We start from the raw sequence: 13335 nt of genomic DNA, 5'->3' as shown, positions 1-13335 counted from the left end.
CTCCAGTCAGAAACCGTACTTTCAGCGCTGGCAGTTGGCGGGTACTGAGTCCACTGGGATTGGTGCCGTGCCATTTTAAGCAGGAAGGAATAGGGAAAATGCGTATGATTGGTTGGAAACGGAACTTTTTTACAATATGGGCAGGGCAGGCATTTTCCCAATTCTCAAGCTCCGTCCTTCAATTTGCAATTGTATGGTATCTGACGGACCAGACGGGTTCCGCCCTGGTACTGTCGGCCGCCATGATGATGGGATTCCTGCCCCAGGGGGTTCTGGGTCCATTCATTGGCGTGTTTATTGACCGCTATGACAGAAAACGGATTATGATCATTTCAGACCTGCTTATATCCGCAGCCAGTTTTGCCATGGTGATAGCGGGATGGATGGGGAAGCTGTCAACAGGGCTGATACTTGTAGTCCTTTTGTGCCGCTCCATCGGCTCGGCGTTCCATACGCCCTGCCTGCAGGCGGTTACCCCTCAGATTGTGCCCGGGGACCAGCTGGTAAGATGCGCCGGGTATTCCCAGGCCCTGGAGTCTGTGTCACAGATATTAAGTCCGGTGCTGGCAGCTGTTTTATACAGCTCCTGGAGTCTTGGCGGAATTATCTTCCTGGATGTGGCTGGGGCATTGATAGCAGTGTTCACCCTGGGGATTAGCGTGATACCGGAATTATCCCAGGGCATGGACCAGGGAAAGGTGCAGGTTCTGCGGGAGGCAAAGGAAGGGTTTTTGATTCTCTGCACCAACAAGGGGATGCTGGGGCTGGTGCTCATCAGTACCCTGTATACATTGGCCCTGATGCCTACCAGCGCGTTGTTTCCACTGATGAGCATGTCCTATTTTAACGGGACCAGCACCCATGCCAGTATTGTTGAGGTAGTATTTTCCGTGGGGCTTTTAGTTGGATCCCTGGTATTGTCCAGATGGGGCGGCACAAAGAACAGGATTTATACCATCATCGGTTCATTCCTGCTGATGAGCTTCAGCTTATTTGTTTCAGGGATACTTCCAAGAGGCGGATTTGCCATTTTCGTTGTGTGCTCCTGGCTGATGGGGGTGTCCGGCCCCTTTTACTGGGGAATATACACGCCGCTGCTCCAAAGCAACTTTGAGGCAAAGTATCTTGGCCGGGTCCTGTCATTATCCAGCAGTATACGGTTAATCAGCGGTCCGGTTGGATTGTCCCTGTCGGGATTGTTCGCGGAACGATATGGAGTTGAGAAATGGTTCCTCATTGCGGGTGCGCTGGTCTTGCTGGCCGCGTTCCTGTGCCTGGCAGTGCCGGCGGTGCGCAGATGTGATGGCGGCACCGGTACAGCCTTGCGCAAATAACGGTGAATTCAGTACCAGCTATCTACGCTATGTCGTACTAGATAAAGGAAAGGCCGGGGAATCACTCCCCGGCCTTTTCCTCCTCCTTAATTTCCCAGTGAATCAGGAAGGTTAGGGCGGCCCGCAGGGCAATGATGCCTGCCACAATTCCGATTTCCTTCCATTCACGCACAACCACGGTCCGGAGGATCTCACTGCCCATCTTGAATTCCAGGCCCATGGCCAGGCCTTTGGCCAGGTATATCTTGGTGTCGGGCGCCCTGCGCACGAATCTGAGGAAACCGGTCAGGCCGGAGTAGATAATGATGCCTACGCCGATGAATTCAAAAATAAGGATTGCGGCATTTGCCACCAAGGACAGGAGTTCTTCTAAGTATTCCATAGGATAACCTCGTTCTTCTGCGTTGTTGGACTGTATTTATGAAGTGACGGGAACCTGGATGGATTTAACCTTTACACCATCCACTTTGCCAAGGTCACCGGCAAAGGAACTGATCTGGTTCTGGGTCCCATGCATGACCACGCTTATGACGGAAACCCCGTACTCCCGGCAGGGAACTCCCAGGCGTGCGATAATCAGGCCTGACTGGAGATGGAATTTTTCATTTACAGTTGCAACGGAATCTGGATTGCTGATAATGCAGCTGATGACAGCAAGACGGTCTTCCATAAAGTATGTCCTCCTTGTATGTGTTTTAGACCTTGGGCGGAACCGGCGGAGCCGGAAATGGTTTCCGCCCAGGGGAGTTATTTCCAGTATGTATTCATATATATTTCTGCATTGGCTTCTGTTAACTGGAACTTTTCAACTAGTTTTTCAAGGCATTGTCCGCGGGACAGATGTAGTTCCTTACAGGTCTCTATCAGGGCCTGTATGCCCTTTTGCATGCCTTTTTCGATTCCTTTTTCAATGCCCTTTTGCATGCCTTTTTCAATGCCTTTCTCAATCCCCTTCTCCTCCCGTTCCGCCAGTTCATCTGCAAACAATTCCTTCAATGCCTCGCACATTCTCCTGCCCTCCTCATATTGTTTCTGATTGGCCCTGACTATGACGTCCATCACCGCCTGATAGAGCGGGTCGTTCTTCTTGCCCTTATATTCCCTGGCCAGCGGCTCTATGTCCAGCTTGAGGTCCAGCCCCTTCCGGAGCCTGCCAAGCCAGGCGTATTCTTCTTTTGATAAGTGCTCTGTTACCAGCAGCTGCACAGGGAAAATAAAGTCCTCTATGTAATAGATACCCTTTGTGACATTCCTGATCCTTACCCCATACCGTCTCTTTAGGTGCCGGACCAGATGTCTTGGGTAATGGTCCCCAACCAATGTGATGGTCAATTCTTCCGGCGGTATCTCCAAAACTTTTCTGGTGTCAGCCTGATAAATACATACATAACCCAGGACCTTGTAAAAATCATTTACACTGATATAGTCCTCAGGACTCTTATATTCCACGATGTTATAGGTCCTGAATATCCGTCCGATACTCTTGCTGACAACGTGTCCCGGCTCCAGCTTGATGATTAGCGTATCCATCTGCAGCGGCTTCCTGCTGAGGTTATATTCCTCATGAAAGCAAAGGAATGGCCTGTCCTCTGCCAGTTCCACCTGCAGCGCTGCCTGGAACGCAGGATGCCACTGTAATGCCTTTTTCCCCATCCATGCTACTCCCTTCAGTATAATTTAAAAAAAACGTAACTTCAATAGCCCTCCTGAAATTTCCCTTCTATCCTTCTGCCAATGCTCTGATTTCCGTGAATCTGCGGCCGAACCGACCATTGCCGTGCATAAGCACATAAGACTGCCATTGGGGCAGTGAATCATTTTGTGGAAGAAATCCACAAGATTTGAAATTCTTACTATATTCTTGATTGAGTATAGTGCATACGGTGAGTATAGCACAAACGGCAGATTATGCCTGCAACCCAACTAAACCCCATTCTCAATTTGATTATGTGGTACAATAACTAATAAATTTTTTAAATCAATAGGAGAGTTATTTCCAGTATGTATTCAAATATATCCCGGCGTCGGCTTCAGTTAACTGAAACTTTTCAATTAATTTGTCAAGACATTGTCCGTGTGACAGATGCAGTTCCCTGCATGTCTCTATCAGGGCCTGTATGCCCTTTTCTATGCCTTTCTCAATCCCCTTCTCTTCCCGTTCCGCCAGTTCATCTGCAAACAATTCCTTCAATGCCTCGCACATTCTCCTGCCCTCCTCATATTGTTTCTGATTGGCCCTGACTATGACGTCCATCACCGCCTGATAGAGCGGGGCGTTCTTCTTACCCTTATATTCCCTGGCCAGCGGCTCTATGTCCAGCTTAAGGTCCAGCCCCTTCCGGAGCCTGCCAAGCCAGGCGTATTCTTCTTTTGACAACTGTTCTGTTACCAGCAGCTGCACAGGGAAGATAAAGTCCTCTATGTAATAGATGCCCTTTGTGATATTCCTGATCCTTACCCCATACCGTCTCTTTAGGTGCCGGACCAGACGTCTTAGATAATGGTCCCCAACCAGTGTGATGGTCAATTCTTCCGGCGGTATCTCCAAAACTTTTTTGGTGTCAGCCTGATAAATACATACATAACCCAGGACCTTATAAAAATCATTTACACTGATATAGTCCTCAGGACTCTTATATTCCACGATGTTATAGGTCCTGAATATCCGTCCGATACTCTTGCTGACAACGTGTCCCGGCTCCAGCTTGATGATCAGCGTATCCATCTGCAGCGGCTTCCTGCTGAGGTTATATTCCTCATGAAAGCAAAGGAATGGCCTGTCCTCTGCCAGTTCCACCTGCAGCGCTGCCTGGAACGCAGGATGCCACTGTAATGCCTTTTTCCCCATCCATGCTACTCCCTTCAGTATAATTAAAAAAAAACGTAACTTCAATAGCCCTCCTGAAATTTCCTTTCTATCCTTCTGTCAATGCTCTGATTTCCGTGAATCTGCGGCCGAACCGGCCATTACCGTGCATAAGCACGCCAGACTGCCATTGGGGCAGTGAACCTTACTGTGGAAGGAATCCACAGGATATGGAATGGTCTAATATTCCTGTGAATCCAGTATAACACAAACAGGCCAATTGTCCATAGCTCCCCCTCCGGTTTTAGAAAGGGTTAATAAATAGACAGCTTATAAATAAAGAAGACCAGGATTAAGGATTACAGATTACAGGATTGTTAAGAAATATTTTAGTACTTGCATTTTTTCCCGGCCTGGAATATGATGGTAAGTAATCGAATAAAACCTTTCTCTGATGCGAAGCAACCCTGAGATAAAGAGAGAGCGGATTTACCAGGCAGCCGGTATTCCTGTGCGGGCCAGGTGTATTATTGTCATCCACATCCCCTCTCTGACTTTCAGAGAGGGGATTTTTTATTTGCGGTGATAAAAAATGTAAAGGGGAAGAACGGTTATGCTGAAAATAGCGATTTATGGAAAAGGCGGGATTGGAAAGTCCACGATTTCCTCCAACCTGTCAGTTGCCCTGGCAAAGAAGGGGTATAAGGTCATGCAGATCGGCTGCGACCCAAAGGCGGACTCCACCATCCAGCTTCATGAGGGAAACGGGGTCGCCTCCATCCTGGACATCATCCGGGCAAAGGGGGATCAGGCGGGCCTTGAGGAACTGGTGACAGAGGGCAGTGAAGGCGTGCTCTGCGCAGAGGCCGGCGGTCCGACGCCCGGCATGGGATGCGCGGGCAGGGGAATCATCACGGCCTTTGAGGCGTTGGAAGAGAGACATGCATTTGATATTTACCGGCCTGACGTGGTGATATATGACGTGCTGGGGGATGTGGTGTGCGGAGGATTTGCAATGCCCATCCGCGAGGGGTACGCGGACAAGGTATTTATCGTCACATCCGGGGAGAACATGGCAATCTATGCCGCGGCCAATATTGCCTCCGCCGTCAAGTCCTTTGAGGCGCGGGGGTATGCCAGCCTGGGCGGCCTTATCCTCAACCGGCGGGGCGTGAAGCGGGAACAGGAGAAGACGGAAGAACTGGCCCGGGACATGGGGACGGATATCATTGCTTCCCTTGACTTCAGCGCCCTGGTGGCAGAGGCGGAGGAACTGGGCAAGACCGTGATGGAAGCATTTCCGGACAGCGATATGGCCGGGGAATACAGGAATCTGGCGGATGCAGTGCTGGCGGCCTGCAAAGAGGAAGAGGTGAGGAAGGGCTATGCTAAAGAATCTGCATGAGGTCACGGAATGTCCCTTGGGAAACCGGAACCAAGGGGTGGACGGCGGGGGTACGGCAGTCGAACTGGCTGACCTGTCCGGCCTGGCGCCGTTTACATATGGCCTGGAGTACAGCGCACCGGCCAGGGGAGGCTGGACCATTGTACATATCGGCATGCTGTTGCCGGAAAGCCATCAGGTGTTCGTATGCGCCCAAAGCTGTCTGCGGGGCGTGGTGCTGTCAGCGGCAGAGCTTAATGATTCAGACCGGTTTTCAACCATTACCGTGGATGAGGAGTCTGTGTTGGACGGAAACTGTGAGGAAATCATCATAGAAGGAATCACCCATATCCTGGAAGGCCTTCCAAAGCTTCCAAAGGCGCTGCTCCTTTTTACAAGCTGCATCCATCATTTCCTCGGAACGGATATGAAGCTGGTGTTTGGGGAACTGGACAGACGCTTCCCGCAGGTTGGATTTGTCCAGTGCTGGATGAACCCAATCATGCGCAAGACCAAGATGCCCCCGGACCCGTTTATGAGAAAACAGCTTTATTCACTGCTAAAGCCTGCTAAGACGGACCAGAGGCAGATTAACATAATCGGCAGCAACCTGGCAATCAGGGAAAGTTCAGAGTTATACAGGGGGCTTGAGGAAAATGGTTTCTTCCTTAAGGATATCTGTACCTGTAGGAACTTTGAGGAATACCAGGAAATGGCCTCGGCCCGCCTTAACATAGTCACCCATCCCCTGGGACGTCCGGCTGCCAGGGAGTTAAAGGAGCGTCTGGGGCAGGAATGGGTCTACCTTCCGGTCAGCTATGACTGGGATGAAATCGGTGAGCATTGGAAATGCCTGTCCGACCTTCTGGAACTGGACTGGGATGTTGTGTGGAGAAGCCTGGAACTTTGGGAATTACGCAGGAAGGCGGAAGAAGCTTTAATCAGGCTGGCCCATCGGTTAGAGGGATGGTCGGTGGTCATTGATTATACCGCATCTTCACGGCCCTTTGGCATGGCGCGGCTCCTGACACGGTACGGATTCCGGGTGGAAAGGATTTATGCCGATACCATATCGCCGGAGGAGGAAGACACCATTGCCTATCTGAAAGAGCGCTGCCCCCACATCCGTGTCTGTCCCACGGTCTATCATAAGATGGCGGTCCTGCCGCGCAGCATGTATGAGGAATCCGGGGGCAGGGTGCTGGCAATCGGGCAGAAGGCGGCTTACTTTACAGGAACGCCCCATTTTGTCAACATGGTGGAGGACGGAGGTCTGTATGGCTGCGGGGGAATCCTGGAGCTTGCCGGTCTGATGCAGGAAGCTGCCATGGAAGAAAAGGACACGGAGAAACTGATTCAGGTAAAAGGATGGGGGTGCTTCTGTTGAAACGGACAAACCGTATCCTGCCGGTTTACGCGGCAGATATATCAGGGGTTTGCTCAGCCCTCTATGAACTGGGGGGTATGACTGTGATGCATGATGCGTCCGGCTGCAATTCCACATATACCACCCATGATGAGCCAAGGTGGTATTCCATGGACAGCATGGTTTACATATCCGCATTATCCGAGCTGGAAGCTGTCATGGGGGATGATGATAAGCTGGTGCGCGACATTGTGGATGCAGCCAGGAACCTTCATCCCAGATTCATCTGCCTGGGAGGGACGCCCATCCCCATGATGATGGGAACCGACTTTAAGGGACTTGCAAGAATGATTGAGAAGGAAACAGGAATCCCCACTTTTGGGATTGCCACCAATGGAATGCATTCCTACGTCCAGGGAGCAGGAGAGGCGCTGCTCCAGATTGCGGAACGGTTTTGTCCGCCCGTGGATGAACTGGGGAAAATGGCGGCGGAAAAAGGGCTGACGGGCAAAAGGGATTGGGAAAATCCCGGTTTTGGCAGCATCCGTCTGAGGGTCAACATACTGGGGGCCACACCGTTGGATTTCTCCCTGACGGGAAATGTTTCAGGAATCAGGAAGTTCCTGTCCCGCCATGGCATGGAGACAGTGGGCTGCTGGGCAATGGAAAGCAGCCTGGATGACATGTGCCTGGCCGGATTGGCGGACGTGAACCTGGTAGTTTCAGCCGTGGGCCTGCCCGCTGCCATGGAATTGGAAAGAAAATATGGAACCCCTTATGTGATAGGCGCCCCCATAGGGAGAGGGACGGCGCTGCGCCTGGCCAGCCTGTTGCGGCTGGGGGCAGTGACCCGGAAGGACCAGACCCTGTTTGGCGGGGAACCCGCAGTTGGAGAACCCGCAGTTGGAGAACCCGCAGTTGGGGAAACCGCAGATGGGGAAGCCGCAGTTGGGGAAACCGTAGACGAGAAAGCCGCAGACAGGGAAGACGCGGATAGCAAAACCGGCTCATTGCATGCCAATCCCGGCATTCCCGGCCTGCCGGATGATCTCTCAAGGGAGCGGGTGCTGATTGTGGGCGAGCAGGTAATTGCAGGTTCCCTGCGGTGCAGTCTCAGGGAGGATCTGGGAGCGCAGGATGTAACGGTACTTTGCCCCACAAAAGGCAGTGGATGCATGGCAGAGGAGGGGGATATGCTTGTGTGGGATGAGGATGAGGCAATCAGCCGTATCGGGAGAAGCACGGTTGTGATTGCAGACCCCCTTTACCGTCAGGTCTGTCCGGGGGATGGACAGAGGGTATTCGTGGATTTCCCGCATGAGGCGTGTTCCGGGAGGATGTATCACAGCGCCATGAGGCCGTTTATATGCGGTTCATAGGCGGGGCCTTTAAGTAAGGATGGTTCCCGGCATCAGCAGGGAACAGGATAAGAGGAGAGGATATTATGAAAAAGTTAGCAGCAGTAGTTTTAAGTATATGTCTTGGGGCCGCAGGCCTTGCAGGGTGCCAGTCAGGGCAGCAGGCAGCGGGAAATCCGGTGCAGGGGCAGACAGAAAGCAGCGCACCGGGGCAGGCTGAAGGCGCCGGGCAGGAAGAGGGCGCCGGGCGGAATCAGGCCCAGGGAACGGGAGGGAATCAGGCAGAGGGGACCGGACAGGGCCAGGCCCAGGCCCAGGGAACAGGTCAGGACCAGGCAGAGGGCGCCGCTTCCGGCCAGAACAAGGGAAAAGACCAGTCAGCGTCAGAAGGCACGTCCGGCACGAAAATCATCACAGACCATGCAGGAAACCAGGTGGAGATCCCAAGGCAAGTGAACCGGGTGGTGGTCACTGACATTTTCCCAATCCCATCCATCATAACCGTACTTCTGGGGTCGGGTGAGAAGGTGGTGGGCATGAATCCGGCCAGTATGAGTGCTGCCCAGACAGGTCTTTTAGGGGAGCTGTTCCCGGATATCCTGAACGCCAGCACGGACTTCATGAACGGCAGCGATATCAATATGGAAGAACTCATGAAACTGGAACCGGACGTGGTCATCTACAGCGCGGGCAGCAAGGAGCTAGGGGAGGCGCTGCGTTCGGCAGGCTTTGCGGCAGTGGGCATATCTGTTAACAAGTGGGACTATGACAGCATTGAGACATATGACCAGTGGATTAACCTGTTAAGTGAGATATTCCCGGAAAAAGAGGACACGGCGGAACGTGTGTCCCAGTACAGCCACAAGGTTTATGAGGATATCCAGAGCAGGGTGTCCGGCCTTAAGGACGGGGAGCGTAAAAATATCCTGTTCCTGTTCAACTACAGCGATACCACCATGGTAACCTCAGGTAAGAAGTTCTTTGGACAGTTCTGGTGCGATGCCGTGGGCGGCCGCAATGCTGCGGAAGGCGTGGCAGCGGAAAACTCCAATGCGGTCATCAACATGGAACAGGTATATGAGTGGAACCCGGATGTCATTTTCATCACCAATTTTACCCCGGCCCAACCGGAGGATCTGTATGAAAATGCAATTGGCCAGGATGACTGGAGTCCGGTAAAGGCGGTCCAGGATAAAAATGTATTCAAACTTCCCCTGGGCACATACAGAAGCTATACGCCCAGCACGGATACGCCATTGACGCTTTTGTGGATGGCAAAACAGGTATATCCCGATCTGTTTGCGGATGTGGACATCAACAAGGAGGTTAAGGATTACTATAAGGATATGTACGGGGTGGAGTTGAATGACGGGCAGGTACAGAGGATGTACCATCCGGGCCGTGATGCTGCGGCCGGATTTAAGAAATAAAAGCAGGGGTGGGACAGGAACATGAATGAATGCAGACACAGGTGGAACCGGTACTGGACCGTTGGTTCCCTGGCCGTAATCTTAGCGGCCGCGGCCGTAGCCATGGCCATCGGCCGTTTTACCATATCACCCAGGGAGCTGGCAGCGGTACTGATGCCCGGGGCATTTCCCGGGGAGGAGGTGTCGGGACAGGTCAGGACCGTCATATCCAATATCCGGCTGCCAAGGGTGCTGCTGGCGCTTTTGTCAGGCGCCGGGCTTGCGGCGGCAGGCGCGGCGTTCCAGGGGCTATTTGCCAATCCCCTGGCCACGCCGGATACCCTGGGAGCCGCCAATGGCGCATCCTTTGGCGCGGTGCTTGGGATCCTTCTGGGACTGCCTGCATTTGGAATCCAGCTGCTGGCCATGATACTTGGGATTGTGGCAGTGCTGATGGCCTGGGGCGTGGGACGGGTCAAAGGCGCCATGCCGCCCCTTATGGTCATACTGGCAGGCATGGTGGTCAGTTCCCTGTTCTCAGCCCTTGTATCCCTGGTGAAATACGCTGCCGACCCCCAGGACGTGCTTCCCGCCATATCCTACTGGCTCATGGGAAGCATGGCAAGCACTACAAGGGCCACCCTGGTCATGGGGGCGCCGTTCATCATAATAGGAAGCATCCTTTTGTTCCTGTTAAGATGGAAGCTTAATTCCATGTCCCTGCCGGAGGATGAAGCCAGGTCCTTAGGAATCCCGGTCAGGAGGATCCGGGGGCTTGTAATCGTGGGGTCAGCCATGGTCACGGCGGCAGTGGTGTCCATGTGCGGCCAGATCGGATGGGTGGGGCTGCTCATCCCCCATATGGTGCGCATGATATTCGGCAATGACAACAGCTCCGTGATGCCCGCCAGTATGGCCTTCGGCGCGGTATTCATGCTTATCATCGATACGGCTGCACGGTCAGTCACCGCATCGGAGATACCGGTTTCCATATTAACATCCCTTATAGGAGCGCCATGCTTTATATTGCTCCTCAGAAAGACAGGAGGTATCCGGTTATGAGGTTTGAGGTAAAAGACGGGGGATTTGGATATCCCCGGGGCGGATGTATTTTCAGTCATGTGAATTTCACAATGGATAAGCCGGAGGTTCTGTCCGTACTGGGCGCCAACGGCGCAGGCAAGACAACCCTGCTTAAATGTATGCTGGGCCTTCTGGAATGGAAGACAGGGGGCACGTATATTGACGGGATTAACATAAAGGAAATACCTTATCACCAGCTGTGGCAGAAAATCGGATACGTACCCCAGGCCAAGGCGTCTGCATTTGCCTATCATGCGGAGGATATGGTCCTTCTGGGTCGGAACGCGCATCTGGGCACCTTTGGCCAGCCAAAAAAGGCGGACCGGGAAATCGCCCTGGCCTGTATGGAGGAGATTGGAATCGGATATCTTAAAGGTAAGCTCTGCAGCCGTATCAGCGGAGGGGAACTTCAGATGGTGCTCATTGCCAGGGCGCTGGCCGGAGGACCCTCCATCCTAATACTGGATGAACCGGAGTCCAACCTGGATTTCAGGAACCAGCTGATTGTGCTGGAAACCATTGAACGGCTGTGCAGGGAAAAAGGGATTTCGGCTATTGTGAATACCCATTATCCGGAACACGCCCTGTCCATTTCCCAGAAAGCCCTTCTTCTTACCAGACAGGGGGAGACCATATTCGGGCCAACCGGCAAGGTGCTGAGCGAGGAACATCTGGACGAGGCGTTTGGCGTGGAGGTAAAGCTGTATCCGCTGAAGCATAAAGACCGCACCTATACGTGTGTCCTGCCGGTGGGATTAAAAGAAGTGATGGAAAGAGGTGCGTGATGGAAGGCACAAAACGTATGGAAGGTACAAAACGTATGGATGGTGCGGGAATGATAGATGGCGCAAAAGGCATAGAAAACCTTGTGGACCGTCTGGCTGTGGACCATATCCTGTCCAGGGAGGAATTCTGTTATCTGCTGGAGAATATAAGGCCGGAACAGGATGGATATCTTTATGAAAAAGCCAGGAAACAGGCGCTGGCCAGTTACGGAAACAGGATTTTTGTCAGGGGCCTGATGGAATTTACCAATTATTGTAAAAACGACTGCTATTACTGCGGCATCCGCAGGAGCAACCAGAAAGCGTCCCGGTACAGGCTGACGCCGGAACAGGTGATGGACTGCTGTCATACCGGATATGGCCTGGGCTTCAGGACATTCGTGCTTCAGGGCGGGGAGGACCCGTGGTTTACCGACGACAAGATTGCTTACCTGGTGGAGCGCATCAGGGGCGGGTACCCGGACTGTGCAATCACCCTGTCTGTTGGGGAAAAGGATTATGATACTTATAAAATGTGGTTTGACGCCGGTGCGGACCGTTACCTGCTGCGCCATGAGACAGCAAACCCATGCCACTATGCCAGCCTCCACCCGCCGCAGATGTCCTCTGCACACAGGAAGGAATGTCTGGGAAACCTTAAGAAAATAGGCTATCAGACAGGCTGCGGAATCATGGTGGGCGCGCCTTACCAGACAACCGGGCACATTGCAGAGGATTTGGAATATATGTACGGGCTTCAGCCTGAGATGGTGGGAATCGGCCCCTTCATCCCGCACCATGACACGCCATTCGGGGACCGTCCGGCCGGTACGCTGCGCCAGACGATCCTGCTTCTGGCCATTGTGCGTCTTATGCTTCCAGGTGTGCTCCTGCCGGCAACCACGGCCCTTGGCACCATTGAGCCGGACGGCCGGGAACAGGGCGTGATGGCCGGGGCCAATGTGGTCATGCCCAACCTGTCGCCCCTTGATGTGCGCAAAAAGTATATGCTCTATGATAATAAGATCAGCACAGGCGTGGAGGCGGCGGCCAATATTAAAGAATTAAAACAGCGCATGGCTTCCATTGGATATGAAGTGGTGACGGACAGGGGAGATTTTAGGAAAACCCTGCCGGAATGTGTTTAAATCAAATATAAAAACCTCATAATGACTTTGAAGGTTACTTTAAGTATAAATTCCTCTCTTTTACAGATACTACATTTACGGGCAACAAAGAAGATAAATGTCAGAAAGTAAAATGGAGGAATTTTGTTTATGAAAGCTACAGGAATAGTAAGAAGAATTGACGATCTTGGACGTGTGGTAATCCCGAAGGAAATCCGCCGTACCCTGAGACTCAGAGAAGGTACACCACTGGAAATATTCACGGACAGGGAAGGGGAAATCATTCTCAAAAAATATTCACCCATGATGGAACTGACCACATTCGCGGTCCAGTATGCGGAAGCCATGGCCCAGTCAACCGGGCTTCTTGTCTGCATTACGGACAGGGACCAGGTCATTGCGGTTGCCGGGGGTGCCAAAAAGGACCTGCTGCAGCGCAACATCAGCCGCCAGCTGGAACAGGCCATTAATGAGCGCAACACGGTAATGGCTGGCAGGGATGACAAGGCATTCATCCAGCTGGTGGATGAGGACCTGGAGGGCGTATCCGCCCAGGTGGTGGCTCCAATCATCTGCGAGGGGGACGCAATCGGTGCGGTAGCGCTGATGAGCAGGGAGCCAAGGGCCAAGTTTGGCGATATGGAAACGAAGCTGGCATTGACGGCAGCCGGGTTTCTGGGACGCCAGATGGAAGGCTGAAGGCT

The 13335-nt window shown here is 52.7% G+C and carries 13 protein-coding genes; 9 read left to right on the top strand and 4 right to left on the bottom strand.

What is annotated here, in order from left to right; all coding sequences use genetic code 11:
• The first annotated feature begins 104 nt into the window (after positions 1-104).
• Positions 105-1334 (top strand): MFS transporter, encoded by a 1230-nt coding sequence (locus MCJ35_RS22920; protein WP_008720615.1) that lies wholly within the window; start codon positions 105-107, stop codon positions 1332-1334.
• A gap of 61 nt (positions 1335-1395) precedes the next feature.
• Here the strand turns inward: MCJ35_RS22920 and MCJ35_RS22915 are convergent, their stop codons facing one another.
• The 4 genes from MCJ35_RS22915 to MCJ35_RS22900 form a co-directional block, all read right to left on the bottom strand.
• Positions 1396-1716, bottom strand: a complete 321-nt coding sequence (locus MCJ35_RS22915) for a DUF1622 domain-containing protein (RefSeq protein WP_008720614.1) — start codon at positions 1714-1716, stop codon at positions 1396-1398.
• Positions 1717-1752: 36 nt separating this feature from the next.
• A complete protein-coding gene (locus MCJ35_RS22910; RefSeq protein ID WP_008720612.1) occupies positions 1753-2004 on the bottom strand; it encodes a TM1266 family iron-only hydrogenase system putative regulator in 252 nt (83 codons plus the stop codon).
• Between the two features lie 77 nt (positions 2005-2081).
• Complete coding sequence (locus MCJ35_RS22905) at positions 2082-2987, bottom strand: FliH/SctL family protein (RefSeq protein WP_240299663.1); 906 nt, start codon at positions 2985-2987, stop codon at positions 2082-2084.
• A 337-nt stretch (positions 2988-3324) separates the two neighbouring features.
• The gene (locus MCJ35_RS22900) at positions 3325-4182 is read right to left on the bottom strand and encodes a 3-isopropylmalate dehydrogenase (protein WP_240299662.1); all 858 of its coding nucleotides are present in this window, start codon (positions 4180-4182) and stop codon (positions 3325-3327) included.
• 571 nt (positions 4183-4753) lie between these two features.
• Here MCJ35_RS22900 and MCJ35_RS22895 point away from each other — a divergent pair.
• From MCJ35_RS22895 to spoVT, 8 genes are all read left to right on the top strand, one after another.
• Positions 4754-5545 carry a nitrogenase iron protein NifH gene (locus MCJ35_RS22895; protein ID WP_025485098.1) on the top strand — a complete coding sequence of 264 codons (792 nt, stop codon included), beginning with the start codon at positions 4754-4756 and terminating at the stop codon, positions 5543-5545.
• On the top strand, positions 5526-6911 hold the full coding sequence (locus MCJ35_RS22890; protein ID WP_227795647.1) for a nitrogenase component 1: 1386 nt from the start codon (positions 5526-5528) through the stop codon (positions 6909-6911). The genes MCJ35_RS22895 and MCJ35_RS22890 overlap by 20 nt, the downstream gene beginning before the upstream one ends.
• A complete protein-coding gene (locus MCJ35_RS22885; protein ID WP_240299661.1) occupies positions 6893-8269 on the top strand; it encodes a nitrogenase component 1 in 1377 nt (458 codons plus the stop codon). Before MCJ35_RS22890 ends, MCJ35_RS22885 begins: the two co-directional genes overlap by 19 nt.
• 65 nt (positions 8270-8334) lie before the next feature.
• Positions 8335-9678 (top strand): ABC transporter substrate-binding protein, encoded by a 1344-nt coding sequence (locus MCJ35_RS22880; protein ID WP_025485101.1) that lies wholly within the window; start codon positions 8335-8337, stop codon positions 9676-9678.
• A gap of 21 nt (positions 9679-9699) precedes the next feature.
• Entirely contained in the window at positions 9700-10719 is a 1020-nt protein-coding gene (locus MCJ35_RS22875; protein WP_025485103.1) for a FecCD family ABC transporter permease, read from the top strand.
• Entirely contained in the window at positions 10716-11525 is an 810-nt protein-coding gene (locus MCJ35_RS22870; protein ID WP_008720594.1) for an ABC transporter ATP-binding protein, read from the top strand. Before MCJ35_RS22875 ends, MCJ35_RS22870 begins: the two co-directional genes overlap by 4 nt.
• A 50-nt stretch (positions 11526-11575) precedes the next feature.
• On the top strand, positions 11576-12652 hold the full coding sequence (gene hydE, locus MCJ35_RS22865; protein ID WP_025485104.1) for a [FeFe] hydrogenase H-cluster radical SAM maturase HydE: 1077 nt from the start codon (positions 11576-11578) through the stop codon (positions 12650-12652).
• Positions 12653-12781: 129 nt separating this feature from the next.
• A complete protein-coding gene (gene spoVT / locus MCJ35_RS22860; protein WP_008720590.1) occupies positions 12782-13330 on the top strand; it encodes a stage V sporulation protein T in 549 nt (182 codons plus the stop codon).
• The last annotated feature ends 5 nt before the right edge of the window (positions 13331-13335 follow it).

This window comes from Enterocloster sp. OA13, assembly GCF_022440595.1.
GTDB classification, from domain to species: domain Bacteria; phylum Bacillota; class Clostridia; order Lachnospirales; family Lachnospiraceae; genus Enterocloster; species Enterocloster hominis.
Note: the sequence above shows the minus strand (reverse complement) of the source record. Positions and strands in the feature narration are given on the sequence as shown.

Excerpts from the sequence above, each read along its gene's own strand:
- MCJ35_RS22920 (WP_008720615.1), top strand. The coding sequence starts at position 105 with ATGATTGGTTGGAAACGGAACTTTTTTACAATATGGGCAGGGCAGGCA.
- MCJ35_RS22915 (WP_008720614.1), bottom strand. The coding sequence starts at position 1,716 with ATGGAATACTTAGAAGAACTCCTGTCCTTGGTGGCAAATGCCGCAATC.
- MCJ35_RS22910 (WP_008720612.1), bottom strand. The coding sequence starts at position 2,004 with ATGGAAGACCGTCTTGCTGTCATCAGCTGCATTATCAGCAATCCAGAT.
- MCJ35_RS22905 (WP_240299663.1), bottom strand. The coding sequence starts at position 2,987 with ATGGGGAAAAAGGCATTACAGTGGCATCCTGCGTTCCAGGCAGCGCTG.
- MCJ35_RS22900 (WP_240299662.1), bottom strand. The coding sequence starts at position 4,182 with ATGGGGAAAAAGGCATTACAGTGGCATCCTGCGTTCCAGGCAGCGCTG.
- MCJ35_RS22895 (WP_025485098.1), top strand. The coding sequence starts at position 4,754 with ATGCTGAAAATAGCGATTTATGGAAAAGGCGGGATTGGAAAGTCCACG.
- MCJ35_RS22890 (WP_227795647.1), top strand. The coding sequence starts at position 5,526 with ATGCTAAAGAATCTGCATGAGGTCACGGAATGTCCCTTGGGAAACCGG.
- MCJ35_RS22885 (WP_240299661.1), top strand. The coding sequence starts at position 6,893 with ATGGGGGTGCTTCTGTTGAAACGGACAAACCGTATCCTGCCGGTTTAC.
- MCJ35_RS22880 (WP_025485101.1), top strand. The coding sequence starts at position 8,335 with ATGAAAAAGTTAGCAGCAGTAGTTTTAAGTATATGTCTTGGGGCCGCA.
- MCJ35_RS22875 (WP_025485103.1), top strand. The coding sequence starts at position 9,700 with ATGAATGAATGCAGACACAGGTGGAACCGGTACTGGACCGTTGGTTCC.
- MCJ35_RS22870 (WP_008720594.1), top strand. The coding sequence starts at position 10,716 with ATGAGGTTTGAGGTAAAAGACGGGGGATTTGGATATCCCCGGGGCGGA.
- hydE (WP_025485104.1), top strand. The coding sequence starts at position 11,576 with ATGATAGATGGCGCAAAAGGCATAGAAAACCTTGTGGACCGTCTGGCT.
- spoVT (WP_008720590.1), top strand. The coding sequence starts at position 12,782 with ATGAAAGCTACAGGAATAGTAAGAAGAATTGACGATCTTGGACGTGTG.